Here is a 25,803-nt window from a genome sequence, read left to right as displayed (position 1 = left end):
CTTTCATCGTACAATGTAACCATAGGGGTTTCAATAGAAAGGTGGAAAAGGAATGACGCTGACATACAAAAAGGATCATTGGATCGCACATATTGAGGACAGGCAGCTGCCTATTTCAGGAACAGAAGAACTGGGGTTCCGCCCATCTCAATTGTTCACCTCAGCCATTGCAGGCTGCTTTGGAGAAATGCTTATTCATGTATGCCGTAAAAAGCGAATATCCTATGAAGGGCTGACGATCACACCTGAAACGACAAGGGCAGGAGCTGTAAACAAAATTTCCTGCATTCATTTACATATCTTATTTGAAGACATCAAGACATCTGATGAACAAATCGATAAAGTGATCACCCTTGCATTGAAGCATTGCTCTATGGTGCAGTCAGTGAAAGGAAGTATTGATATCACCTTCTCACACGCGCGAATCTAAAATGTATATGATGCCGGCACTCACGAAAGAATAACAGTCAGACATATGTAAAGGAGAATGGCTGTATGAATCGTTTGTTTCTTGTAATTGTCGCAATCGGTGTTCCGCTATCGGTGATTGGCAGTTTTCTTCATTTCCCGCAGGTCATCATGTTTGCCGTTTATTGTATCGCCATTATTGGTCTTGCTAGTTTTATGGGAAGAGCCACAGAAAGTCTTGCCATCATTGCGGGACCTAGAATTGGCGGACTTTTAAACGCCACATTCGGAAATGCAGTGGAATTAATCATATCGTTTTTTGCTTTAAAGCAAGGACTGACGGCCATCGTACTTGCTTCATTAACAGGGTCGGTCATCGGAAATTTACTGCTTGTGGCTGGGCTGTCTTTTTTCGTTGGTGGATTAAAATATAAGCGCCAAGTGTTCAATGTCCATGATGCAAGACACAACTCCGGCTTGCTCATGTTTGCCATTATTGTAGCGTTTGTCGTTCCAGAAGTGTTTTCGATGGAGATGGCAGAGAATAAACAGTTTGTTTTAAGCATTGGGATCAGCATTGTCATGATTTTGCTTTATGTCGCGGCGCTCTATTTCAAACTGGTCAGCCACCGCGGTGTCTATGTTGCCAAGCAGGAGAGCATGGAAGGTGAAGCGGAGACGGAAGAAGAAACACCTGAATGGTCTGGGAAGTTTGCCACCGTGATTTTGCTGCTTTCGACGATCGCAGTTGCGTACATTTCAGAGCGCCTTGTTCATACATTTGATACGGTAGGAGAACAGTTTGGCTGGAGTGAGCTGTTTATCGGTGTCATTATTGTGGCCATTGTCGGCAACGCCGCAGAACATGCCTCAGCTGTCATCATGGCGTATAAAAACAAAATGGATGTAGCCGTGGAAATTGCCTTTGGCTCCACACTTCAGGTTGCCATGATGGTCGCACCAATCCTTGTCATCAGCTCGCTATTTTTTGATAAGCAGATGCCGCTCATTTTCTCCTTGCCAGAGCTCATTGCGATGGCATCCTCTGTGCTGCTCACGGTGATTTTATCAAATGATGGGGATACAAACTGGTTTGAAGGCGCCACTTTACTCGCTGCCTATTTTATTATGGCGATTGGATTTTTCCTTTTATAATCTTTTGTGGATAAGGGACGTCTTTGCGGAAAATACTATGGAAAAATGAATGAGAAAGAGTGATGATATGAAAAAGATGCCCCGCATCATGTTTGTTGTTCTCTTATCCTTAAGTTTTCTATACAGCTTTCCAGCAGAGGCGGCAAAGCCATTTAAAGTGCCATCCTCTGTCGCCAGTATCTCGAAGGAGAATACGTATCCGAACGCGTCACAGGATCAGCCGCTGCTCCAGCCGAGCGAGCTGACTGCTGAATTGTTCAAAACAACAAGTGTACCGATTGAGAATACGCATTTGATTAAAATGTTGAATGAATCCAGCATTTCAGGGACGCCATTAGCTGTTGGGTACCGTGCGACCATTTTCCTTGGGAGATGGGCGCTCAGCTACGATTCAAATGAAACGGTCGCCAACTGGGAATACAAAAAAGTGAATACAAACCACATTGATAACAGAGGCGGCAACAAAACAGCCATTGGAAAATACGTTCAAAAGCAGCAAGTAAAAGTAAGCGGCGGGCTCACAGCAAAAGTGCCGAACCCAGAAGATGTGAAAACATTGATGATGCAAAAAGCGATTCAAAAAACAAAGCTGCCCCTCGCTTTTGATACCGTGATTGGTGCAGGAACAAAACGAGATCAGTCATACCACGTCTCACCGAAAAAAGCAGCAGCGCTACATGCCTATGCACCAGCGATTAACGAAAAAGGAAAGGTCACATACGGAGAAGTGTACCTTGTGCTAAAAGGAAATAAACGAAAACTCGTCGTGAAAAACGTAACTTCGCAAGGAATCGGCGCTTGGATTCCTGTTCAGGATCACCTGACGTTTGGGTTTCAAGGGATGAATTAAAACAGTCATCTCCTCTTATCAATAGGGGAGATGACTGTTTTTTTCTAAGAGGTTTTCTCTTTTTTTCTTTTTAGTTCATTTTTGTAAAAGTCAAAGGCGTTATATAAATACCATATGATAAAAAGAAAGAAGATAACTTTAGTCAATATCGGTAAGTTGTTGAAAATAAGACATAGGCCAAGATAAGGGATGATCATAAATCCATAATAAGAAAACCACCATGTTTTAAAAATGAAACTCATCTCCTTGAAAATTGTAGATATTAACACCTTATACATATATTACGTTTTTTAAGGAAAATAAAAAAGCCTTAGTAGAAGTTGAAAGAACTAACGACTACTTTGGCTTAAGTTTTTTATTCCCCTAAATCCACATTATGATAAACCTGCTGCACGTCTTCAAGCTCTTCTAAAACATCGATCAGCTTTTCAAATTGTGCTTTTGATTCATCATCTAATGTCACTTCGTTTTGCGGAAGCATTGTGATTTCAGCGACAGTGAATTCTTCTACGCCGGCTTGTTTGAATGCTTCTTGTACTTGATGGAATTGATCTGGTTCAGCGTACACAATCACCGTTTCATCTTCTTCCATGATGTCACGTACATCAACGTCTGCTTCCATTAAAAGCTCAAGCGTTTCTTCTTCACTTTTTCCTTCGACACCGATGACAGCTGTTTCGTCAAACATGTAGGCAACAGAGCCGCTTACGCCCATGTTCCCGCCGTTTTTCCCAAATGCTGCTCGAACATCTGAAGCTGTACGGTTCACGTTATTGGTGAGGGCATCAACGATCACCATTGAACCGTTTGGACCAAATCCTTCGTAGCGCAGCTCATCGAAGTTCTCTTCCGCACCGCCTTTGGCTTTTTCAATGGCACGGTCCACAATGTGTTTTGGGACACTATATGTTTTTGCACGTTCTAGGACAAAACGAAGTGCTTGGTTTGATTCTGGGTTTGGCTCACCTTGTTTGGCAGCCACATAGATTTCACGCCCGAATTTTGCGTAAATACGACTTGTACTGGCATCCTTTGATGCTTTCTTTTCTTTAATGTTGTTCCACTTACGACCCATCTTATTCACTCTCTTTCACTTAGAAAATACACAGTATGAGGGTCCCCATGCTGCATGAAATCATTCTGCTATCTATTATACATGAATCAGTCAAGAGGATAGAAGTAAGAGGGCTGGAATGAAGAGAATTGTTAGCGAATGTTCAAGTGTTCCATGTTTCTCGCAAGCCCGAGTCAGCCCGGCAACATGTATATAAAAAAATAACCCCATCATAAATGAGGTTATTTTGCAGGCTGGGGATAAGCGAGATCCTCAAGCAATTTGACATCATGCTGATGAAGTTGTTTGATCATTTCTTTTCGCACAGCGAGTGCGGCTTCGAAGTATTTTTCGTCTTCGACCATTCCCTTTACTGTGATTTCAATCCCGCGATTCAGTTTATTCAAGCCCATAATTCCATGAACCTGAAAGGGTTCAATTGCGTTTTGGAATTCATCTTTTTTAAGAAAATCATGATGCATTTGATTTAAATTGTCACATGCTGATTCAAGTGCTTGGAAGGCGATATCTGGGTTTTGATTCGCGCTAATTAACACAGATTCCGTAATCCGCATGTAGTGCATGTTATAGTTTTGGATTTGCCGGATATCTCCGTTAGAAATGGTTAACAGCTTGCCGCTCCATTCTCTAATTTGCAGAGAGCGGAGACCAATCTCTTCAATGGTTCCATTAAAGAGGTTATTCATCGTCACATAATCCCCTTTATGAATCTGACGTTCATAGATGAGAAAAACGCCTGCTAAAATATCACGAATCAGCGTCTGTGCACCAAAACCGATGACGATCCCAGCAACACCAGCACCCGCAAGAATTTTCCCAAAGTCATGAAAGAAAAGAGAAATGACATAGAGCACAAAGCAAATCGAAGCGGTATACTGCGTGACTGATTTGACCAAGCTCTCGATCGTTTTCTTCTTTTTGTCCTCTATAAACTCAGTTCGTTTAAAGAAAATTTGAAGGGCTTTGTTAATCATAAAGACGGCAAGCCAAAGAACGAGTCCAACAAGGAGAATTTCAATATATTTATTTTTGACCACTGTCAGAAATGTATCATCCATCTATCGGTTACCCCCTGGCTGTTCGAGAAGTAAAATCAACATCTTGATAATAGCTGTTTTTCACTAGAACATTCGGACCGAGACATTGCACGCTTGGGCAATGGCAATTCAGTTCTTTTGCTAATTTCGTGTCCATCCAGCGTGTATAGGCTGATTGCAATGTATCAGTTGCAATATTTCCCAGCGGCGGTGTATCGCCAAAGTCTGTCACAATAATATTCCCATCAAAAATATTCACATTCAACCGTGAGCGTCCATCAGGGTCATTTCGTACTGTGACATTTTTCTCCTGGCGCAATCGGTTAAGGAGACGCTGGTCTTCTTTATCTGTACTGCATGAATAAAATGGCAGGGTGCCAAACAGCATCCATGTGTTTTGATCACGAATATCAAGCAGCTGATGAATCGCATCCCTCATTTGCGGAAGCGTCAAAGATTCAAGGGCGCTGGCGAAATCACTTGGATACATCGGGTGAACTTCGTGGCGCTGGCATTTCATTTCTTCGACGATTTGCCGGTGGATGTGTTCGATATATGGAAGCGTGCGCTTATTCAGCATGGTTTCAGCGGATACGGTTACGCCCGCTTTGACAAGTGCCTGACTATTTTCAATCATGCGGTTAAATAATTTCTCGCGCTGCTCAAAGGTTGGTTTTCGATCCATCATGGCAAAACCGACTGTTGCAAACTCTTCGACAGTGCCCCAGTTATGTGAAATGTGAAGGACATCTAAGTATGGAATAATTTCTTCATACCGCGCCAAATTAAGGGTTAAATTTGAATTGATTTGTGTACGGACGCCGCGTTCATGGGCATACTTTAATAAAGGGACGACATATTCCCGTACAGATTTAAGAGAAAGCATGGGCTCTCCGCCTGTAATACTAAGTGAGCGCAGAAGCGGAACTTCATCTAAACGGCGAAGTAACAAATCAATCGGCAGTGCATTCGGGTCTTTAGGCTGTAAGGTATAGCCGACCGCACAATGCTCGCATCTCATGTTACACAATGTTGTTGTCGTAAATTCAATATTTGTCAGCTTCATTTCTCCGTAATCCTGCACATCGAGATAGGCTTCCCAAGGGTCGTATGCAGGTGTGATCGGACGAAGTGCTGTTTTTTGGTTCATGGTATCTATCTCCTTTTCATTCGGGCAAACGTAGACCCGCCAACAGTTAATTTTAAGCCTCATCACGGTTATACGCAAGGGGGACACAATTGATTTGCAATGGAAAAAAAGATAAGCTATAAACAAATGTTAAAGGGAGTGTATCGATGGGTAAGGCAGCAGACAGCAAAGAGCAGCAGGTTGATTATTTAAAGAACCGATTAGATATGTTTATGAATGTGATTGATTCATTAGATCCCGAATCAACAGACGTTGAGGATATAGACAGACTGATCCAGATGATTGATGACCTGGAAGCGAAATATGAACGGTTTAAAACCGATTGGAAGGAAGAATAGCTCGCGCGATGCGGGCTTTTTTCTTTAAATTGGCAGGTGAATCTGTGTATGAGTCTCGGTCTTATTCTGCACAATAGAAGAAAAACCGGGAAGTGACGTAAATGAAAAAATACATGCTGATCTGTTTATGTGCGCTTTTTGTTTCCATGCCTCTCTCAGAAGCAGGAGCCGTGTCCAATAAGCCTATCAACTGGGGATTTGCGAAAAGTAAAGAGCACAGGCCGCCGGATGCAGGCAAAGAATTGACGGCACTCTTAAAAAAGTATGATGCGTTCTATTTAGGCAACACGAAAAAGAAAGAGATTTATTTTACATTCGACAATGGCTATGAAAATGGGTACACGCCCAAGATATTAGACGTGCTGAAAAAACATCAAGTACCAGGCACCTTTTTTGTGACAGGTCACTTTGTAAAGGATCAGCCCGGGCTTGTCAAACGTATGGCACAGGAAGGTCATATCATTGGCAACCATTCCTATCACCATCCTGATTTAACAACAAAAAGTACGAAAGAAATCAAAGAAGAATTGGACCGTGTCAATGAAGCTGTGTACAAAATCACAGGAAAACAAGATAACCTCTATCTTCGTCCGCCGCGCGGTGTGTTCAGTGAACGGGTATTAAAAGAAACAAAACAGCTCGGCTACCAAACCGTTTTCTGGTCAGTGGCGTTTGTGGACTGGCATATCCATCATCAAAAAGGAAAACAGTATGCATACGATCAAATGATGAAACAGGCGCACCCAGGCGCCATTTACTTACTTCATACCGTCTCAAGAGACAATGCCGAAGCGCTGGATGATGCCATCACCGCTCTGAAAAAACAAGGATATTCCTTTAAAAGTCTAGACGATCTCATGCTTGAAAAAGTATGGCATTTGCCTCAGCTATAGTAATAAGCCTGCAGAAAACCTGCAGGCTTTTTGATTATCCCTCTCTGATTTTACGCTGAAACAAAAGAGGATGATGTCGTGAAAAAGAGTCAATCATGCCCTCACCGAAAATGGTGATGCTTTGCTCCCAAGGATGTCCTAGCAGTCCCCAATCCATTTCTTTTGATAAAAAGAAATAATAATCTCCGTTCGGAAGCACAGGCACTGTCCATTCTCCGAATTCATCTTTTTCAAATGAGCCGTATGGTGTGATCCAGTAGCATTCGTGCTGCCAATCAAGTGCCAGCATATATTCGTCCGTGCCGGTGATATTCTCCTGAAAAGAGAGCAGTGCCTTTTTTTCAAGATCTTCATCTGTATGTAGAAGAGAAGAGTCCTCAAAATAAGCAGAGATATCATATGTGATGTAAGGAGAAGGTGCTTGAAAAGCGGGAAAGCTAGAGATGCTTGGTTTAAATTTGAACTCTCGATCAAATGTCTTCCAGGCGAATTTTAATTCTTTGTCTTTCAGTGGAATCCAGTTTTCCATATGATCTTCCTCCCAAGCACTTCTCTCAAAACATTATTTAAAAATCCTAAACCATCCTTTATGTTTAAACCACAAAAGCATACCCGAGACGAGGAGACCCATGAAAATCAACACGCCAAAATAGCCGTACTTCCAGTGTAATTCAGGCATGTTGTCAAAGTTCATTCCGTACACCCCAACAATAAAGGTCAGTGGAATAAAAATGGTCGACACAATGGTCAATGTCATCATGATCGCATTCATCCGGTTGGAATTCAGCGTCTGATAGCTGTCTCGTAAATCGGCTGTCATATCACGGTTTGACTCAACGATCTCTGTGAGCTTCAAAAGATGATCATAAATATCATTAAAATACGCTTGACGGTTTGTATCGCTTTTCATCATATTTGTGTTCACAATACGATATAAAAGGTCCCTCATCGGGATAATCGTTCTTCGCAGTTTGAGTAAATCTGAGCGAATACCAAATACTTCGTTCATCAGCGTGCCATACGTTTTATGCCCTTCTTCATCCTCAATTTCATTCAGCCTGTCTTCAATCTGATAAATAATAGGGAAATAATCATCAACGAGCTGATCAATCAGCATGTAGGCGATATGCTCAGGTCCGCTGTTTTTCGCTTTATCAGATCCTTTGAGCTTTCGAATCACACGTTCAACGTACGGCGCTTCCTTCAAATGAAAGGTCACGATATAGTTTTCACCAACAAACAGATCGACTTCTTCAGAACGAAGCGTTTTTTGATTAAGGGCATGCAGCACGAAAAACAAATACCCTTCATAAAAATCAAGCTTGGGACGCTGTAAATAATGAAAACAATCTTCAATTGCAAGCGGATGGAAATGAAAATATTCCTTCAAAAGCGCCGCTTCCTTCTCCGTTGGCGCATAAAAATCAATCCAATACCAGGCGATATCGGGGCTTGAAAGCTGCTGCAATGTTGCATGTTCAATCAAGTCGCCGTTTTTTGTCACTGCAAGTTTTCTCAGCATGTGCACCCCTCCAGACTTGCATTATATCATGAAGCAGCGCCGGTGAACTTATACGTTTTCTTCATAAAAAAAGCCGATCTCATTTTTGAGATCGGTTCAATGTGCGTGTATGATTGATGGATAAAACCGAAAATTAAGGACGATGGAACGTAACGAATTTATCTTGACGGTCAAACCAGCCTCTAAACGCCCAGTTATCCCAGCCGCCATCGCCGTTGTTTTTAAATGTACCGCTTTCGAATACCCAAATACCGTAAACAACATTACCAAGATTAGCAGTAGCGAAAGTTTTTACGCCGTTAAAACGATCTTCGTAGTTCTGGCTTAGGTTAAAGACCATGACGTTATATCTGCCGCCAGCAGCGTAGAATGTGCTTTCCATGACGCTTTTAACGAATCCAGAGCGGTTCGCATTTGCGTTTACTGCGTTTACAATCGCATTGGCAATCCCAAGAACATCAAAGTTTACGTTAACATTAGGGCTAGCCGTAGTGCCAGCTTTACCTTCAGCAGCTTTGTTTAAGACAGTTTGCTGAAGTGTAGTAGAAACAGGTGCTGAAGTTTTTGGCTCAGCAGCGTCAGCGAATACTGGTAGTGTCGAAGAAACAGCAGTGGCAAGGGCAACAGAAAGAATTGTTTTTTTCATTGGTCGAATCTCCTTTGTTTTTAAATTTTGGGTCTTCTTTTTCGTAAAATGTGAAACTAAGTGAAGCCGGTCATCAATGAGGTAAAAATGTTCCTGCAAGATAAAACAAATGATTGCCTAATCCGCTAATTTCTTTGTTCACCTCCTTGATATGTCATAATTATACAAATATTTTCGGAATGGAAGATATCACCCAGAGGTTCTATTTCTAATTTAAGGAAAATGAGCCTAGAATGTTGAAGGATGCTGTCGAATTTTAGCTGAATTCGACTAAAATCTTTCGTCTATCCAAAAGGAGAATGACCACAAATAAGGAAGATATAACTGATAAATTCTTGTACTCTTTATGTTTAAAAGTATTCAATCTAGAGAATCATTCATGCAAAATGAAACAATCACATCTGCGTATATTTGCAGAAAGGAAGAGGACATGTATGTGGGAAAAACAGCTTGCAGTAGAGCCGCCGTATCATTTCGATCAAGTGCTTAGACGCTTATCAAGTGATCCATTAAAAGCAGTCGATTTAAGTCAAAGAGAAATCAAAGTGCCGATCAGATTAGAGCAAAAACCGTACGTGGTCATCGTTCAAGCTACTGGAACAAAAGATGCGCCTATGTTTCGGGTGCGAGCAAACGGTCCCGAGGAACCCCTTCTTTCTGAGGTGAAACGGATATTTGGCATGGAGCATCAATTACACATGATTCAAGACCATTTTTCTCAAACCAATCTAGCGCCCATTTTTGAGCAGCATATCGGAACGCCGCTCATGCTGGATTTTCATTTATATCATTGTTTAATGAAATGTATCATTCATCAGCAGCTTAATCTTTCGTTTGCTTACGAGCTCACGAAACGATTTGTCCATACGTACGGCGAGCAAATAGAAGGTGTATGGTTTGATCCTTTACCAGAAATGATTGCCTCTCTTGAAACAGATGATTTGAGAAAGCTTCAATTTAGTCAGCGAAAAGCAGAATATGTCATCGATGTATCGAAACGAATTGTGAGCGGCTCACTTTGTTTAGAGGAATTACACGATTTATCTGATTTGGAGGTGGAAGAGCGATTGCTTCCGATTAGAGGGATTGGGCCATGGACGGTTCAAAATGTGCTCATGAATGGGCTTGGAAGACCAAATCTTTTTCCAATGGCAGATATCGGCATTCAAAACGCAATCAAACGGCACTTCGACCTGCCTGAAAAACCGACAAAAGAAGAGATGGCAGCGCTAAGCAAGGAATGGACACCATATTTAAGCTACGCTTCTTTATATTTATGGAGAAGCATTGAGACAGATAAATAACGGAAAGGAATTTTCTCTCTTTGTCTAAGACGTGATATACTAATGAGATGGAATAAAATGAAGACAACCTATCAAGGTTTCAAATAGAACGGAGAGAATAAAGTGAAAGAAAAACAGCAAGGTGCCCTTTTGCAAAAGGGACAGCAGTTCCCGCTTACCATTAAACGCCTTGGCATTAATGGTGAAGGGGTCGGTTATTTTAAAAAGCAAGTGGTCTTTGTCCCAGGCGCACTTCCAGGTGAGGAAGTGGTGGTTGAAGCAACGAATGTCCAAGCAAAATATGCAGAAGGTACAGTGAGGAAAGTGCGAAAGCGCTCCGAGCATCGAGTCAAACCGCCTTGCCCAGTATACGAAGAGTGCGGAGGCTGTCAGCTTCAGCATTTAGCGTATGAGCAGCAGCTAAATGAAAAACGTGATATTGTCATTCAATCAATGGAGCGCCATACAAAGCTAGCGGTTGAAAAGCTTGATATCAGGCCAACGATCGGTATGGAAGATCCGTGGCATTACCGAAACAAAAGTCAGTTCCAAGTAGGTCGTTCTCATAGCGGAGACATTATTGCAGGACTTTACGGACTGAATTCTCATAAGCTTGTTCCGATCAAGGAATGTATCGTGCAGCATCCAAAAGCGAACAAAACAACAGGCGTTGTCCGCAAAATTTTAGAGAAATTCGGCGTATCGGTCTACAATGAACGGACAAGAAAAGGCGACGTACGCTCAATTGTCGTGCGTGTCGGCTTTGAAACAGGTGAAGTACAAGTCGTTCTTGTCACATCAAAACCTGAATTTCCAAAGAAAAAAGAAATCGCAGAAGCCATTCAAAAACGTCTGCCTGAAGTGACGTCCATTATGCACAATATCAATGGAGAAAAAACATCAGTCATCTTCGGCCATAAAACATCTCACCTAGCCGGCAATATGGTCATTCAAGAATTTTTAGGAGACGTCTCCTTTGAATTGAGTGCTCGTGCTTTCTTCCAATTGAATCCAAAGCAGACGCTAAAGCTTTACGATGAAGCGAAAAAAGCGGCCAAACTGACTGGCAAAGAAAAGGTTGTCGATGCGTATTGCGGCGTTGGGACCATTGGGATGTGGCTTTCAGATGGCGCCAAAGAAGTACGAGGAATGGATGTCATCAAAGAATCAATTGATGATGCCAAGAAAAATGCCAAAAAACACGGCATGAAAAACGCGACCTATGTGACAGGAACAGCTGAACATTGGCTGCCAAAATGGGTCAAAGAAGGCTTCCGTCCTGACGTCATCGTCGTCGACCCGCCAAGAACCGGCTGCGAGCGCACCTTCTTAGACACCGTCAAACAAGTCAAACCAAAACGCTTTGTCTACGTCTCTTGCAACCCATCCACACTAGCAAAAGACCTTGAATACATGTCAAAAGACTACAAGATCGAATACATGCAGCCAGTTGATATGTTTCCGCATACGGCGCATGTTGAGTGTGTGGTGTCTTTATCTCTTAAATAAAAAGGAAATGACAGCTATGATGGACCGAAACCAGCAATAGAAAAGGCAGTATCTAAATGATAAAAACCCTTCCAACAGGAGGGGTTTTACTTTAACTAACAATCTATTTTTCCTATTCGGATTCTTATTGTACTTAGTCCTCTATAATGAGACACCCATCATGTACTCTCGATTCTCAAAACAACTCATGTCTCACTCAATTATCAGCTGGATGAATATAAAATCAAGGTCTTCGGCAAGGTGCTCTTTAAATATAATTTTAAGTATTTTTAATGGGAGTGATTCAATATGAGACTGAAAGAACATGAAATATAACAACTTTATACATTCGTAAGAGGCCCGCCAAATATTTAATCATTAAACTCAAAATGATAATTGGAGGGATTATGATGAATGACAAACAGTTTTCTTCATTTATAAAACAAGCAGATGAACCTTTTGTTGGGTGGGATTTCTCATTCATATCTGAAACTGGAAGAATGAAAAGTGAGCTGCTTTCATGGTCATATGGTAGTATAGCTACTTCTCTTGTTCAAAATGCAAAATCAATGCTGGACATGGGAACAGGTGGTGGAGAGTTTTTATCAAAATTAAGACCTTTTCCAACGTCAGTTTATGCTACAGAAGGTTACTTGCCTAATGTACCTATCGCAAAAGAACGATTAACACCCTTAGGAGTGAAGGTAGTTCAAATTTCTAATGATGGAAATCTTCCGTTTGAGACTGGAAAATTTGATCTTATCATCAATCAACATGAGTCATTTTCATCTAAAGAAGTGAGAAGAATTATCTCTAAAGAAGGTATTTTTCTAACTCAACAAGTCGGTGGACTCGATTGCATAGAGATTAATGAGAATCTAAGGGTACCAATAAATAAAGAATTTATTGATTGGAACTTAAAGAAAGCTTTAAACGAAATACAGGAGAATCATTTTGAGGTGTTGAAAAGTGCAGAAGAGTTCCCTATTCAAAGATTTTATGATATCGGAGCATTGGTGTATTATCTGAAAGCAATTTCTTGGCAAGTGCCAGGTTTTGAAATAAGTAATTTCAAGGATGAATTATACACCATTCATAAAATCATTGAACAAAAGGGTTATTTTGACGCAAAACAACACAGATTTATTATTTTAGCTAAAGCAGTTTAGTTGGAAATGGAGCCTTTGATATATTTGAAGGCTCCAGCCTAATTTTGAATAGATGCCACCACGAAACAAAAGATGAAAAATAATAAAACGTACGATTCAGTTGATCATATGTTTCCTTTTATTATTGTCGGGCTTGAAAGCATTCTAAAAAAATAGAGGAGGATAACAATGAGCCAATTTGAGATTCTAACAAAATACATACCGATGCTTCAGGAGGATCGTATAGGAGAATGGGTGATCGATCAAGAGAATGATGGAACAGCTGAACGCCCAATCCAGATGCCTTTTGTGCATTATTCCGAAACAGTCCGTCACTTTATCGAAGATGTCTATTCCTTTGCAGAACAACATCAAGAAATGGAGCTTCTCCGCTACAGAGAGATCCTCAAAGAAAATGGCATTGAAGGTGGATTGAATGATATCGAGAATGTGGACCTCTCAAATTTAAATGCGCAGTGTGTACTTGCTCTCATCATGGGGGTTGTGAGAGCTGAGCGATTTAGTGAGGGAGCCATATTCAATTTCTTTAAAAGTAGAGCGATCTTGAAATGGCTTGAAAGATTAAAAAACCTAGATGTATGAAATCTAGGTTTTTTGTTTTTGATACGAGATTACGAGCATGTGAATTGCTCCGCTTCTTGACGAAATAGATTAAGCAGCAGCTGCTTCGTGTTTTCCAGAGAGAGATGGGGGTCCTTATGAGTTAAGATTCCTATCGGGATAAAAGGGTCCTCCATTTCAATTGGAACTTTCACAAACTCGTCTGACAATGGGGTAGAGGAAAGGACGACGCCGACAGAGGGAAATCCCTTTAGAAATGATGGAATGGCTGAAATTTGGCTGACGGTATAAGTGAAGGGCTCCACATTTATTCTTGAAAGTTCCTTTTGTAACTTCATGTGATATAAACAACTTTCCCCGCCTATGATCAGAGGCTGTTCATAAAGTTCCTTGATCAATGAGATCGTTCCAACTTGATCTGCCTGCTGTTTTGCAATAATAAAAGACATTTCCTCCTTGTACAACTCCTCAAACGGAAGTGTGTTCATCACAGGTTCCCCTGCAATAGCAAAATCGATCTCCCCCTTGAGGAGCTGCTTGTGAAGGAAATCTGTATTACCAATGATAAAGTGGCATGTGATATTCGGTTTTTGCTTTCTGAATGATTGAAGGACGGAAGGAAGAATAGAGACAGCAATTGGTTCTATGACGCCTATATTCAAGGTTCCGATTTCTTCTTTTTGGAGTTTTTGTGATTGCTCTAATACAAAATGCCAATGGAGTATCAACTGATCAATCTCTTTGGCAAACAATTGTCCTGAAGGGGTTAATTCAGCCTCCCATCCTCTTACAAACAATTGAAATCCTAACTCCTTTTCTAATCGTTTGATCTGATTCGTTATGGTCGACTGTGCATAATTCAATTTTTGAGCGGCTTTTGAGAAGGTCCCTTCCTGAATCACGGCTTGAAATGCTTTTAACTCTTTTAGGTCCATTTCTAATATTCTCCATTCTATATATGAATACATTTTTATATATTATTCAATTATATAAAACGAGTATTGGGATGTAAAATGAATGTAGACAGAAAAAAGGAGATGACATTCATGCCATTTGTAAAAGTCAGCTATATGGAAAATGCGTACGATACAGAAAGCTTAGCTTCTGTTAGCCAAACGATCATGAAGGCTCTGATGAAAGAATTTCAAGTTCCTAAAAAAGACTACTTTCAGGTATTCAGTTCACATAAGAAAGAAGAATTTTTTTATGATCCCCATTATCTTCTTCGTCATGAAAGAGATCATCGTCTTTTATATATCCAAATTACATGTGGTGCAGGAAGAACCGAGGAGCAGAAGCAGTCTTTATATAAGGAAATAGCTGACCAGTTGTATTGCCAGCTTCATATCCCGAAAGAAAATGTATTCATTATGCTGATCGAGACAGGCTTGGAGAATTGGTCCTTTGGAGAAGGACTTGCGCAGATGATCAAGTAACAGAACGAATGAAAGGGGAAATAGCTATGCATCAACCAATCAAGCCAACTGTAAAATTCACTCTCGGAGATTTTGCCCCAGCATTTGTTGAGTACTCAGAAAAAGTTCTCTTTGGAGATTTGTGGAGAAGAGAGGAACTTTCTCTTAGAGATCGCAGTATGATTACAGTCTCAGCCTTAGTAAGTACGGGCAGCCTGAATCAGCTGGAATACCATTTACATCTTGCCAAAGAAAATGGTGTCACGAAGAACGAATTGATTGAAGTCATCACTCATCTTAGTTTTTATATCGGATGGCCTAAAGCAGCTTCAGCACTAGAGTCGGCTAAACAAATTCTTGAGGATAAAACAAACAACGAGCCCTATTTGAAATAGGGCTTTTTATATGCAATAAATTGTATTCTAAATTCTTCTGTTGACTTTCCCCTTTACTGAAAGGTTTATACTTTGATCAGATCAACAAAACGGAGGAGATGCAGGATGTTCAAAATCGGTGATTTTTCTATGTTAAGTAAAGTCCCTGTCAAAACCTTAAGGTATTATGACCAGATTGATTTATTAAAGCCTAAGCAGATCGATCAAGATTCCGGATACCGGTATTACTCAGCTGAACAGCTGCTTGAGGTTAATCGAATTTTTCTGTACAAGGAATTAGGTTTTACGTTAAAGCAAATGGGGCAGCTTCTTCGTGAAGATATTTCTGTCGACCAGATTCAGGGCATGTTTCTCTTGAAAGAGAGTGAGATTCAGCAATTGATCGAGAGAGAACAACAGAAATTAGCGCGTATTAAGGAGCGGATGCACCTCATCAAACGAGAGGGGTGTGTTGAAAAAGAGCAGGAGGTCATCATCAAATCGGTTGAAAGCAAACGCATCATGTCTTTTCAATCCCATGGAACTGTTGACGAAATTCCAACATTCTTTCAAACGTTTCATCATTTGTTACATAAACATCCGCAAGAATTGAACTCTGAGCCGCAAATCGTGCTGTGGAGGGAATCACTTGCTCAAGAAAGTGAGTTCGAATTTGAGGTTGGGTATTCCGCGAAAGCGCTAAGGGGCTCTCTGCCTCAGGGTATCACGATGCGTACGTTACCAGCTGAAGAAACCATGGCGACGCTCTTATTTCATTCAGATTCTCCATTTGCACAAACTGCTTGTGTTGATCTGGCGACATGGATCGAAAATAACGGATACCACGTGAAAGAAGATCAGCCGGGCCGAGAGATTTATTACCCGTTGGCTGAAAATGAAGATGGCAGACTCATTGAAATTCAAATTCCCATTCAAGAATAATTTTTCAAAGTCTAAAACGTAAACATTGTCCAAAGGAGAAAAGCCACGATGAAAAATAAAGCCGTTGTCTATTTACTTGCTTTAGCAGCCTTTTTAATCGGAACAATCGAATATATCATTACAGGAATTATTCAAATGGTCGCAGATGATTTACAGGTCACGACGTCAGCTGCTGGTTTATTGGTCACATCATTAGCGCTCTCAGCAGCAATCGGCGCGCCGATTGTCATTGCACTGACCATCAATATCGACCGCAGAAAAATATTGTCATGGATGCTGATCATTTTTACTTTAAGTAATATCATCACAAGTTTCAGCCATTCGTTTGAAATGGTGCTGATGACTAGGGTTTTACAAGGAATTAGTGGGGGGACGGCCATTGTGGTGGCAATGGCAGTGGCCACTCGTCTTGTCGAACGAGAAAAAAGAGGAACAGCGATTGGCATCATTTTAATGGGATTAAGCAGTTCCTTAGTTTTAGGTGTGCCAATCGGGACATTTCTAAGCAGCATGATTGGATGGAAAGCATTATTTGCAGCCATTGGAGTGATCACGCTCATTCCGCTGATAGTTGTGTATAGGCGCATACCTTCTATGAAAGAACAAGAACCGGTGACGCTAGGTATGCAATTATCGATATTAAAAGATAAGAGAATTTTGCTTGCAGTGGCAGTTACACTCTTTTATGTAGGCGGATATTCCACTTTATTTACCTATTTAACGCCCTTCCTGCAAGAATCAGCAAACCTTAGCATCACAGAAATCAGTGGCATTTTATTACTAGCGGGAATATGCAGCTTTTTGGGCTCCAGTCTTGGAGGGGTTGCAGCAGATAAAAAAGGCCCAACATTCACGATTTTCTCCGGAATTATTCTACAAATCATCATGCTGATGCTGCTAGCATTTGTGACAGGAAATCTCGTGGTCATGGTGGCGGTTATCATGATATGGATGATTGCTACATGGAGCACATCGCCAGCTCAGCAGCTGTATCTCGTCACACTTGTACCCAAATCTCCTGATATCGCATTAAGTGTCAATACTTCGTTTATTCAATTCGGATTTGCTTTAGGCTCGGGGTTAGGAGGGCTTGTATTGAGCAGGACATCTATACTGCACCTGAGCTGGATCAGCGCTGGAACGGTTCTTCTTGCTTTACTCATGACCATCTTGATGGTCGCGTTTGACCGAATCTCTCAGCAGAAGAGTTTGAAGGTGATGGGGCAAGGAAGGTAACATATTCAGTTTTTTATTGTGGGAACTACTTATTTCGGGTAGTTCCTTGGCCCAGTTTCGTAGGGTTTTTTTATAAAAATTCTTATCTCTTTAGTTCTGCTTTATTACTTCTGTAAATACCTGATCATCTTATTGTCATACTTTTGAATGAAATTGACTCAATAGAATTGACGCAACAACCATGAATAGGTGAAGATGAAATAAACTGTAAGATAAAGGGAGACGGATGATGATACATATCATATTTGGGGCGGCAGCTGCCGGTAGTTTAAAACAAGCAATACGTGAAATGAAGCAAAATCAAATAGATGATATCATCGCTTTTAATGATATTTATTCAATTGGGCCACTTCTACAATTACACGAACATAAAGGACAAGCGAACCGTATAGAGTGGCTGCGTAACGTGATGTCAAACGAATTTGGCCATTTTGATGACATGGTCAACGATCAGCACAAAATGCTTCAACAAATAAAAGAGATAAAAGCAGGCAGTCGTATTCTCATCTGGGCAGGCAGTAATGCACATGAGCAAATTGGCTTACGATATGCCGTCTATTTATTAAAAGAGAAAAGCATAGAATTGTCTGTAATCAATACAACGACAGCATTTGACCAGCTGTTCAATACAAATACAAGACGAATGGATATTCGACATTCCGGGGAAATCACATCAGAAAAATTGAAGGTTTTGTACAGAAGTAAACAGCACATTCACACAGTGTCAACAGAAGAAAGAGAAAGATTACAAAACGAATGGCTTTCATTTGCTAAAAAAAATCATACGCTGCGGATATGGAAAAAAGGACAAGCGATCAGCGTACCAGAAGATGAATTTGATGCTTATTTAGTGAAAATGGCTAAGCGGCTTCATCAGTCCGCGCCAGAAGACGAGTACATTGTAACTCCACGTTTAATAGGAGAAGTCATTGGTCATTTAGATCAGTATATCGGCGATGATTTTATTGAATATCGAATCAAGAAATTAATTGATCAAGAGATTTTTAATATGAAAGGTAAACTAACTTCCATGCGTTATTACTCAATTAAATTGACAGAGTTTGGTCAGCACTTAAAGAAATGGGTGTGCTGTCGAGAGTATAAGGATCATCCCTTTGTGAAAATTGAAGGAGATTACGGTGAACCTTTTCAGTGTGGGTATTGCGAATGTCATTTAGAAAGAGATGATGTACCAATGAGTGATCCTCTTTTCTCAAAGATATGGAATTGGAACATACAGTATGGCCGCTGGTTTGACGAAGAAACCGATGATTTGCTGCCAAATGGTGTAGACATGGAAAGGAAGTTCAATCAAGAAGGAGAGCGTATCACTGAAGAAGTGAAACGAGCCTTATCTCCTGCGTTTCAAATTGAATACAGCCCAAGTGAATACGCGCAATATTACATTTAAAGAATGAATTTTCTTATCACTGCACAAAATAATCCTTTACACAATCCATCATCATCATGTAAGATATGGAGAAATTAAAAGCAAAGAAAAGGACATGAGCAATTTTTACTGGTTACCAGAGAGGGAAGTCACGCTGAAATCTTCCTAACACAGAAAAGTTGTCTTACCACCTTTGAGCTGTATTGGGGAAATCACAGTATCCAATATCGTCTACGCCACGTTACGGCACCAGAGCCATAAAGCGAATACGCGTTATGGGAATTTGGGTGGAACCACGGATATCACATTCGTCCCTTTATGAGGGATGGGTGTGTTTTTTTGTACACTCATATAGGATTATTGCTTTGAAAAGGACATGAGCAGCTTTTATCGGTTACCAGAGAGGGAAGTCACGCTGAAATCTTCCTAACGCAGAAATGCTGTCTTACCACCTTTGAGCTGTATTGGGGAAATCACAGTATCCAATACCGTCAATGCCACGTTACGGCACCAGAGCCATAAAGCGAATACGCGTTATGGGAATTTGGGTGGAACCACGGATTACACATTCGTCCCTTTACGCGGGATGGGTGTGTTTTTTTATTTCAAAAAATAGGAAAGGTGTGTCGGTTATGAGAGAAAACATGGTGAAGATTCAATTTCCCGATGGAAAGATAAAGGAGTTTCCCGCATGTACGACTGTCGCAGATGTTGCCTCCCATATTAGTCCGAGCTTAAGAAAAAAAGCAGTGGCGGGTAAGATCAATGATCAAATGGTTGATTTAAGTGAAAAGCTAAACAGCGATGCTCGGCTGTCTATTGTCACACTAGATTCAAAAGAAGGGCTTGAAGTGATGCGCCATACAGCTGCACACGTATTAGCCCAGGCTGTGAAAAGGTTATATGACAATGTCACACTGGGGATCGGACCGGTCATTGAAAATGGATTTTACTATGATATGAAGCTCAATCAATCATTAAGCGTAGAGGATTTAGCAGAAATTGAAAAAGAGATGAAAAACATCATAAATGAGAATCATCCTATCCAAAGAAAAGAGGTCCCTTACAAAGAAGCTGAAGCGCTGTTTGCACATGATCCATATAAGCTGGATATTTTAAAAGGTTTACCCTCTCAAGAAGCCATCACGGTTTATCAGCAAGGAGAATTTGTAGATTTATGCCGCGGGCCGCATGTACCTTCTACAGGGTACGTAAAGTCATTTAAACTAACACGTGTTGCAGGGGCTTATTGGCGGGGAGACAGCAATCAGGATGTATTGCAGCGAGTGTATGGTGTGGCGTTTCAACATCCAAATCATCTCGCTGAGTATCTTCATTTCATGGAAGAAGCGAATAAACGTGATCACCGGAAATTAGGGAAACAGTTATCTCTCTTTATGTTTTCAGAAGAAGCGCCAGGTATGCCGTTTTATTTACCAAAAGGTCAGATTGTCAGAAATGAATTAATGGCCTTTTCAAGAGAAGTGCGAGGCAAAGCGCAATACGAAGAAGTGAGTACACCGTTTATGATGAACCAAGAGCTTTGGGAAAAGTCAGGGCACTGGGATCATTATCATGAAAATATGTATTTCTCAGAAGTAGACCATACAAGCTTTGCTTTAAAACCGATGAACTGTCCAGGGCACATGCTTATGTTCAAAAACAACTTATATTCATACAGAGACCTTCCGATTAGAATGGCTGAGTTTGGTCAGGTGCATCGTCATGAATTTAGCGGAGCGTTAAACGGATTGTTCAGGGTCAGAACATTTTGCCAAGATGATGCCCATATTTTTTTAAGAGAAGATCAAATCGAATCTGAAATCAAACGGATTTTTCAATTAGTTGATCATGTGTATCGGACATTTGGATTTGAGTATTCAGTCGAGCTATCCACTCGTCCAGAAAAAGCCTTAGGGGATGACGCTATTTGGGATATATCCGAAACAGCGCTAAAAAATGTGCTTGATCGTCTAAAGGTCGACTACCAGCTAAATGAAGGAGATGGCGCATTTTATGGTCCAAAGATCGATTTTCATATTAAAGATGCCTTGCAGCGGAGCCATCAGTGCGCCACAATTCAGCTGGATTTCCAAATGCCAGAGAAATTTGATTTAACATATATCAACGAAAAAAATGAAAAGATACGGCCAGTTGTGATTCACAGTGCCATTTTTGGTTCTCTAGATCGTTTCCTAGGTATTCTCATCGAGCATTTTGCGGGCGCTTTCCCATTATGGCTAGCACCAGTACAAGTACAAATCATCCCTGTCTCAACTGTTCACCTTGATTACTGCTTAGAGGTGCAGCAGCAATTAAGAAGTATCGAAATTAGGGTCACAATTGATGAGCGGGATGAAAAGCTCGGCTATAAAATGAGAGAAGCACAAATGCAAAAAATCCCTTATATCGCGGTCATCGGTGATAAAGAAAGGCAAGAAAAATCACTAAATATTAGACAGCACGGAGAAAAGACGTCAAAGGAGCTGTCTATTGAGAACTTTAAACACATGGCAGCTCAGCAAATAAAAGACAGATCGGCAGCTCAAGAAATGATGTAAGGATTTCATTACGAAGTATGAGACGTCCATTGAATGATGGGTGTCTTTCCCTTTCCATTTCTGCAATGGAAAGGGAAAATATTGAAACATTTTTTCGTTAAAACCGTAATAGAGATAGAGCGTTCAACAGAAATCTTCGAAACGGAGAGGAGTATTACATGGAACAAGCTGCACTGAAAAAGATGAGGACAAAACAAATAGCTGTCTCTAATTTAATAGTCTGCATCATGATCGTCGCTTTTTTTATCTTGTTTCAAATGTTTGACATTCGATTTACACATTTCTTTCTTTGTTTAGGAATTATCATGCTCTTTCTAAGTATTTATGGTTTTATTAAAAAAGGATCAACAAAGTCTTTTATTCCTATTTTTGAGCAGATAGCCATTTATGAAAAAGAAAAATTGGGGAAAGAGTGGGAGAAAGAAAAAAGGTCAGAAAATATTTCGAGAGTGGTATTGAGTGGTCTGATGTTTCTCCAGTCATTTAGTTTCCAAGATGTAACGAATCCATTCTTAAACATACAACCTATACTTTTACTTTTCTTATTATTTGTAACTCTAGCCCTTATTAATTTAAGCATGCTTTATCGCTTTAGAAAAATCGACCGATCGACTGAAGGTGAATTAAAAGGCTTCACAAAGGAATCAAACATGATGTCATTGGTTTTAGGATTATTATCAGCGATCATCATAGTCGGCTTTATTGTCACCTTTCTTCTTCCATAAAACAAAACCATTTTGAGGTGAAACAAATGAATGCAAACATTCAACAACTGATCGATCAGACAAAGGCGAAATTTGGCTTAGATCTTTACTATTTAAAAAGACACAGTTTTCATCGCTACGTCAATATGTTCAATGAAACGGTTTATACATTGAATATGGAATGGTTTCCCTCTCATGAAACTGAACCCGAGGACGATGATCTAAACCCGGACGGCACAGCTGTGATTGACGTGAACTTGAATACAGGCCAGGTTGAAACGGTCATTTTTGTCATGGACAAAACCTTCGCGAAGAATGGTGTCACATTTAAGAGGCCTTATCCAGCTCATGTCATTCAATGGATCGAACAAGAAACAGGGTTGGTCTATGGCGAGCACTTTCACATGCATCAAAAGGAGAAAGGGGAACTTTTTTTCGAAGAAGCAATAGATGGTATGAAGGTGACGCCTTCAGGCAGAATCGAAGTGAAATGGGATGAACATGGGCAGCTCATTCACTATATACATCGAGGGCCATTTATGGCAAAAAAACTACTAAAAACTGAAGAATATGTGCTTTCCATTGATAGGATCGAGGATTTAGCCCAGCAGCAAGTGCAGCGGTTTGATTGGCCATTCTTCGAGCAGAATCGAATCCGCCCTATATATGCGTTAGAAGAAATTTATGTCAAGAACGATGGAACAGGAACGATACCATTTGAAATTGGGCGTGAAGAAACGAATAGTATACATATGCATCAGGTCATGAAGTGGAATGAACCGTTAAACAAAGCCTTTGAAAAAAAGGAAATCGATATAAACGAGGACATTACTGCTGAACAAGCCTTCTCACTGGAGCCTTCGCCAGATACATTCCCGATCTCAAAAGAAGAGCAAGCTGCGTGTATCAAAGCGGTTCGAACCTTTTTGGCGCAAAAATATTCAAAGGATACAGGGAAGTGGGTGCTAAAAACACTCCACCGCGACCATGGCTACATCGAAGCGATATTAAAAACGAATGAGCAAGAAGGCTGTGATTTTATGGATAAGATCAAAGTCTTTATTGATGCCAGCACTTTTGAAGCCGTTAATTACATAGATAAAAAAGAGATGTTTCAAGTATGCGGGATACTCAATCCATCTCAAACAACTAGTAAAATCACCATACCTCAGAAAGAAGCCTATGAAACATTGAGAGAACGCCTCGAACTTACACCCATCTACGTCTATGACGATGTGCAAAAACAATATGTTTTATGCGGCAAGCTCGATTGTCATGATGGCGTTGATGCAGTAAGCGGCGAAGTTTTCTCTTTGAAAGACCTTTCATAACTTCTAAAAGAACAGTGAGCAGCTGTTCTTTTTTATCTCATCTTCCTCTTTTTTGAATAAAAATGGAATTTTGTAGAAGGAAGTTGTCATTTCATCACGAAAGAAACAGATAAGAATATGATCATAGGTCCATCGGTTGGAATTCGTATTTCATATAGTAAACGTCATACATATTGAAAACCCATTGCAGTAAAGTTGATCTACAATCCTTTTAGAATAAAAATGACATTGTGTCTCTAGTAGTATGCGAAAATAGGCGGACTGAGATCATAGGATGAGTTGAACATGTTTGTTTTTAGGTAAGCTTAAAGCCATAAATAGAAGAAAGTGAGGATATCTACCTTGAGTACATTGGAAGTGTTTCGTCAGTTTTTGGTTGACCATTATCCTGCGTTACAAGATGAGCTTTGGCTAAAAGATGTTGATACCCTTCGAATCTCTCCTATTCTTCATCCTTTTCTGAAAAGCAAGCTGCCAGAAGGAATCGAAAAATTCACTTGTGTCCTATTCACGCAGCAGACAGATCAAACCGCTGCACCGCTCAAAGTCTATCTTCTATTAGATGAATATGAGCAATCGCTTTACGCCATTGATTTGATGAATGAACAAATAGCACTTCATTAATACAGAAGCAAAAAAGCTGCTTGAGAGCTCCTCAGCAGCTTTTCTTATGAATATTAGTTTGTCATATCAACCAATCTTGAGTGCAAGTTGTCCACTTCTTTCTTTGTTGGAAAAGAGCTGATCAGCAGCGTAGACCGTCCTAATTGATTAGGAAGTTCAGTATCGGTCACAATCATATCAATCCCAAGTCGATCCATTGTCAGTTCATTTAATGTATTTTCTGGACTTGTGAAAATATGAATGAGAGGAGGCAATCTTAATTTAATTAAATCCGCAATAAACAAACTATGATTATAACCTAATGTTGAAATGACAAAAATGTTCAACACGTTTCTCCGATCCATTTCCAAATGAACAAGCCCCCTCCAGTTAGAAGTAATGATACGAATCAATTCTCGTTCATTTTTCACAAAAGAAGCAAGTATATCGTCTGTTTTTAACTCTTGGATGATATGAGTAATCCTCGAATAGAAGTACGGAAGCTGTTTTTTTACCTCTGATAAATACCTCGATTTCTTTTTGAAAAGGAATCCATCTCTTACGGTAATTTCCCTAGAATACACATAATATTGGAGAAGAATCAGTGTCATCACCTTGCGATTAGCCACCTCTTGATGAAAAATCAACTCCAATTGATTGATAAAGGAATGAATGGCTTCGAAGAGGTGTGGTGTATGCGATTGAAAGAACGTCAATTTTTCTTCGACAGTTTCAATTGATTTATAATGGCCAATAGCTGGTTCAATCAATAGTAAAAAGACAAATTCGTGACGATCCAACGTAACACCAAAAGTGTCCTTTGTCATTTGGCAAACGTGTTCTTCCAAGTTTTTGATTTGTTTATAGATACCTTTAGCTGTAGCTGTTTGTTTTTCCTTATCCATTGAGTACCTATAATTGCGTCGTATTGTAAAATTTTTCCTCACTCGATGTATGGAAACGGCGAGCCATAGGCAAAATTTATCTATAGCCACATCAGGTAGATTGACTTCGAGCACCTGAAATAGCTTTTGTAAAAAATCAACTGCATCTTGCTTTTGAATATCATCGAATGGCCAAAGCCTGCTTCCATACACTTCAAACAAAAATTCCACAAGAAATTGACGAATCTCCTTCTCATTTCCATGGAACTGCATACTATCTGGTCGTAACTCAATGTCATACGAGATAAGAAGCGAATTGATTTTATGAATGGTGTTATACAATGTGGATCTACTGATATTAAGCGTTTCCATCCATTCATAGAAAGACCTGTTTTCTTCAAGAAAAATGCCATCAATCAATCGAATTTCAATCGTATTTTTTAGAATTTCCTTGATATAGTAGTCCACTCGAATCGTCTCCGTATAACAAATGGATATGCCTTGTCTTGGCTTTATGTGGATTAACGGCTCTCCATTCTCTGTTTGGAACGATTTCATTTGTTCTAAATCGCTTTGAATCGCACGAACCGAGCCGATATTTTCATTCGATATCTCTTGAAGGCTCCACCACTTATTTTTTGATACAAGCAGTTTTAAAATTTTTATCCATCTCTTTGATTTATTATCAATGAGCTCCATTAAACAACTAACTCCTTCCCTTGGCTTGCCTCTATATGATGAAGTTCACTTAAAGAACATTTGATTTTCTAAATAGGCATAAAATGATT

The 25,803-nt window shown here is 40.2% G+C and carries 26 protein-coding genes and 2 other annotated features; of the genes, 18 read left to right on the top strand and 8 right to left on the bottom strand.

Translation table 11 applies throughout. The features are described from left to right. Positions 1 to 52: 52 nt before the first annotated feature. The 3 genes from JVX94_RS10715 to JVX94_RS10705 all read left to right on the top strand — a co-directional run bounded on the left by JVX94_RS10715 (position 53) and on the right by JVX94_RS10705 (position 2,413). The gene (locus JVX94_RS10715) at positions 53 to 430 is read left to right on the top strand and encodes an OsmC family protein (protein WP_056767703.1); all 378 of its coding nucleotides are present in this window, start codon (positions 53 to 55) and stop codon (positions 428 to 430) included. 65 nt (positions 431 to 495) lie between these two features. Beyond that, entirely contained in the window at positions 496 to 1,563 is a 1,068-nt protein-coding gene (cax, locus tag JVX94_RS10710; protein WP_087977867.1) for a calcium/proton exchanger, read from the top strand. A gap of 67 nt (positions 1,564 to 1,630) precedes the next feature. After that, positions 1,631 to 2,413 (top strand): YfkD famly protein, encoded by a 783-nt coding sequence (locus JVX94_RS10705; RefSeq protein WP_087977868.1) that lies wholly within the window; start codon positions 1,631 to 1,633, stop codon positions 2,411 to 2,413. Between the two features lie 355 nt (positions 2,414 to 2,768). Here JVX94_RS10705 and JVX94_RS10700 read toward each other — a convergent pair whose 3' ends face one another. The 3 genes from JVX94_RS10700 to yfkAB form a co-directional block, all read right to left on the bottom strand. Beyond that, complete coding sequence (locus JVX94_RS10700) at positions 2,769 to 3,488, bottom strand: YebC/PmpR family DNA-binding transcriptional regulator (RefSeq protein WP_024425262.1); 720 nt, start codon at positions 3,486 to 3,488, stop codon at positions 2,769 to 2,771. A gap of 221 nt (positions 3,489 to 3,709) precedes the next feature. Continuing rightward, the gene (locus tag JVX94_RS10695; protein WP_205183031.1) at positions 3,710 to 4,546 is read right to left on the bottom strand and encodes a mechanosensitive ion channel family protein; all 837 of its coding nucleotides are present in this window, start codon (positions 4,544 to 4,546) and stop codon (positions 3,710 to 3,712) included. Between the two features lie 7 nt (positions 4,547 to 4,553). After that, positions 4,554 to 5,675, bottom strand: a complete 1,122-nt coding sequence (yfkAB, locus tag JVX94_RS10690; protein WP_203129441.1) for a radical SAM/CxCxxxxC motif protein YfkAB — start codon at positions 5,673 to 5,675, stop codon at positions 4,554 to 4,556. 146 nt (positions 5,676 to 5,821) lie between these two features. On the opposite strand from yfkAB, the gene JVX94_RS10685 reads away from it, so the two are divergent. Both JVX94_RS10685 and pdaA read left to right on the top strand, forming a co-directional pair. After that, positions 5,822 to 6,013: an SE1561 family protein gene (locus JVX94_RS10685; RefSeq protein ID WP_003218031.1), complete on the top strand. Its 192-nt coding sequence runs from the start codon at positions 5,822 to 5,824 to the stop codon at positions 6,011 to 6,013. 101 nt (positions 6,014 to 6,114) lie between these two features. Beyond that, positions 6,115 to 6,906 carry a delta-lactam-biosynthetic de-N-acetylase gene (gene pdaA, locus JVX94_RS10680; protein ID WP_095407981.1) on the top strand — a complete coding sequence of 264 codons (792 nt, stop codon included), beginning with the start codon at positions 6,115 to 6,117 and terminating at the stop codon, positions 6,904 to 6,906. A gap of 34 nt (positions 6,907 to 6,940) precedes the next feature. Here the strand turns inward: pdaA and JVX94_RS10675 are convergent, their stop codons facing one another. From JVX94_RS10675 to JVX94_RS10665, 3 genes are all read right to left on the bottom strand, one after another. Further along, the gene (locus JVX94_RS10675; protein WP_205183029.1) at positions 6,941 to 7,435 is read right to left on the bottom strand and encodes a DUF2716 domain-containing protein; all 495 of its coding nucleotides are present in this window, start codon (positions 7,433 to 7,435) and stop codon (positions 6,941 to 6,943) included. Positions 7,436 to 7,468: 33 nt separating this feature from the next. Further along, positions 7,469 to 8,428 carry a magnesium/cobalt transporter CorA gene (gene corA, locus JVX94_RS10670; protein ID WP_144472456.1) on the bottom strand — a complete coding sequence of 320 codons (960 nt, stop codon included), beginning with the start codon at positions 8,426 to 8,428 and terminating at the stop codon, positions 7,469 to 7,471. A gap of 133 nt (positions 8,429 to 8,561) precedes the next feature. Then, entirely contained in the window at positions 8,562 to 9,074 is a 513-nt protein-coding gene (locus tag JVX94_RS10665; protein ID WP_111291933.1) for a stress protein, read from the bottom strand. Positions 9,075 to 9,508: 434 nt separating this feature from the next. Between JVX94_RS10665 and JVX94_RS10660 the strand changes: the two genes are divergently transcribed. The 4 genes from JVX94_RS10660 to JVX94_RS10645 all read left to right on the top strand — a co-directional run bounded on the left by JVX94_RS10660 (position 9,509) and on the right by JVX94_RS10645 (position 13,596). Beyond that, positions 9,509 to 10,378 carry a DNA-3-methyladenine glycosylase family protein gene (locus tag JVX94_RS10660; protein WP_205183027.1) on the top strand — a complete coding sequence of 290 codons (870 nt, stop codon included), beginning with the start codon at positions 9,509 to 9,511 and terminating at the stop codon, positions 10,376 to 10,378. Positions 10,379 to 10,480: 102 nt separating this feature from the next. Further along, a complete protein-coding gene (rlmD, locus tag JVX94_RS10655; protein WP_205183025.1) occupies positions 10,481 to 11,866 on the top strand; it encodes a 23S rRNA (uracil(1939)-C(5))-methyltransferase RlmD in 1,386 nt (461 codons plus the stop codon). Between the two features lie 386 nt (positions 11,867 to 12,252). Next, entirely contained in the window at positions 12,253 to 13,014 is a 762-nt protein-coding gene (locus JVX94_RS10650) for a methyltransferase domain-containing protein (RefSeq protein WP_425389257.1), read from the top strand. Positions 13,015 to 13,182: 168 nt separating this feature from the next. Further along, a complete protein-coding gene (locus tag JVX94_RS10645) occupies positions 13,183 to 13,596 on the top strand; it encodes a DUF6508 domain-containing protein (protein WP_205183021.1) in 414 nt (137 codons plus the stop codon). A 29-nt stretch (positions 13,597 to 13,625) separates the two neighbouring features. Here the strand turns inward: JVX94_RS10645 and JVX94_RS10640 are convergent, their stop codons facing one another. Then, positions 13,626 to 14,510 (bottom strand): LysR family transcriptional regulator, encoded by an 885-nt coding sequence (locus JVX94_RS10640; RefSeq protein ID WP_205183019.1) that lies wholly within the window; start codon positions 14,508 to 14,510, stop codon positions 13,626 to 13,628. 111 nt (positions 14,511 to 14,621) lie between these two features. Between JVX94_RS10640 and JVX94_RS10635 the strand changes: the two genes are divergently transcribed. From JVX94_RS10635 to JVX94_RS10595, 9 genes are all read left to right on the top strand, one after another. Beyond that, positions 14,622 to 15,011, top strand: coding sequence for a tautomerase family protein (locus JVX94_RS10635; RefSeq protein WP_095407989.1), 390 nt, complete (start codon positions 14,622 to 14,624; stop codon positions 15,009 to 15,011). A gap of 26 nt (positions 15,012 to 15,037) precedes the next feature. After that, on the top strand, positions 15,038 to 15,385 hold the full coding sequence (locus tag JVX94_RS10630; protein WP_205183017.1) for a carboxymuconolactone decarboxylase family protein: 348 nt from the start codon (positions 15,038 to 15,040) through the stop codon (positions 15,383 to 15,385). A 105-nt stretch (positions 15,386 to 15,490) separates the two neighbouring features. Next, complete coding sequence (locus JVX94_RS10625) at positions 15,491 to 16,306, top strand: MerR family transcriptional regulator (protein ID WP_205183014.1); 816 nt, start codon at positions 15,491 to 15,493, stop codon at positions 16,304 to 16,306. Between the two features lie 48 nt (positions 16,307 to 16,354). Then, positions 16,355 to 17,542, top strand: coding sequence for an MFS transporter (locus JVX94_RS10620; protein ID WP_205183012.1), 1,188 nt, complete (start codon positions 16,355 to 16,357; stop codon positions 17,540 to 17,542). Positions 17,543 to 17,771: 229 nt separating this feature from the next. Next, positions 17,772 to 18,953, top strand: coding sequence for a DUF1835 domain-containing protein (locus JVX94_RS10615; protein ID WP_205183010.1), 1,182 nt, complete (start codon positions 17,772 to 17,774; stop codon positions 18,951 to 18,953). A 74-nt stretch (positions 18,954 to 19,027) separates the two neighbouring features. Next, positions 19,028 to 19,251: a binding site (T-box leader), on the top strand. Between the two features lie 37 nt (positions 19,252 to 19,288). After that, positions 19,289 to 19,512 (top strand) — a binding site (T-box leader). 52 nt (positions 19,513 to 19,564) lie between these two features. Further along, positions 19,565 to 21,493 carry a threonine--tRNA ligase gene (gene thrS, locus JVX94_RS10610; protein ID WP_205183008.1) on the top strand — a complete coding sequence of 643 codons (1,929 nt, stop codon included), beginning with the start codon at positions 19,565 to 19,567 and terminating at the stop codon, positions 21,491 to 21,493. 158 nt (positions 21,494 to 21,651) lie between these two features. Further along, positions 21,652 to 22,218, top strand: coding sequence for a hypothetical protein (locus JVX94_RS10605; RefSeq protein ID WP_197198067.1), 567 nt, complete (start codon positions 21,652 to 21,654; stop codon positions 22,216 to 22,218). Positions 22,219 to 22,244: 26 nt separating this feature from the next. Continuing rightward, positions 22,245 to 23,528 carry a hypothetical protein gene (locus JVX94_RS10600; RefSeq protein ID WP_205183006.1) on the top strand — a complete coding sequence of 428 codons (1,284 nt, stop codon included), beginning with the start codon at positions 22,245 to 22,247 and terminating at the stop codon, positions 23,526 to 23,528. Between the two features lie 342 nt (positions 23,529 to 23,870). Beyond that, on the top strand, positions 23,871 to 24,152 hold the full coding sequence (locus tag JVX94_RS10595) for a hypothetical protein (RefSeq protein ID WP_024425245.1): 282 nt from the start codon (positions 23,871 to 23,873) through the stop codon (positions 24,150 to 24,152). 53 nt (positions 24,153 to 24,205) lie between these two features. On the opposite strand, the gene JVX94_RS10590 is transcribed toward JVX94_RS10595, so the two are convergent. Next, entirely contained in the window at positions 24,206 to 25,714 is a 1,509-nt protein-coding gene (locus JVX94_RS10590) for an AcpB/EbpR/MafR family transcriptional regulator (RefSeq protein ID WP_205183004.1), read from the bottom strand. Between the last annotated feature and the right edge of the window lie 89 nt (positions 25,715 to 25,803).

The organism is Bacillus sp. PDNC022, assembly GCF_016919285.1.
GTDB classification, from domain to species: Bacteria; Bacillota; Bacilli; order Bacillales; family Bacillaceae; genus Bacillus; species Bacillus safensis.
Note: the sequence above shows the minus strand (reverse complement) of the source record. Positions and strands in the feature narration are given on the sequence as shown.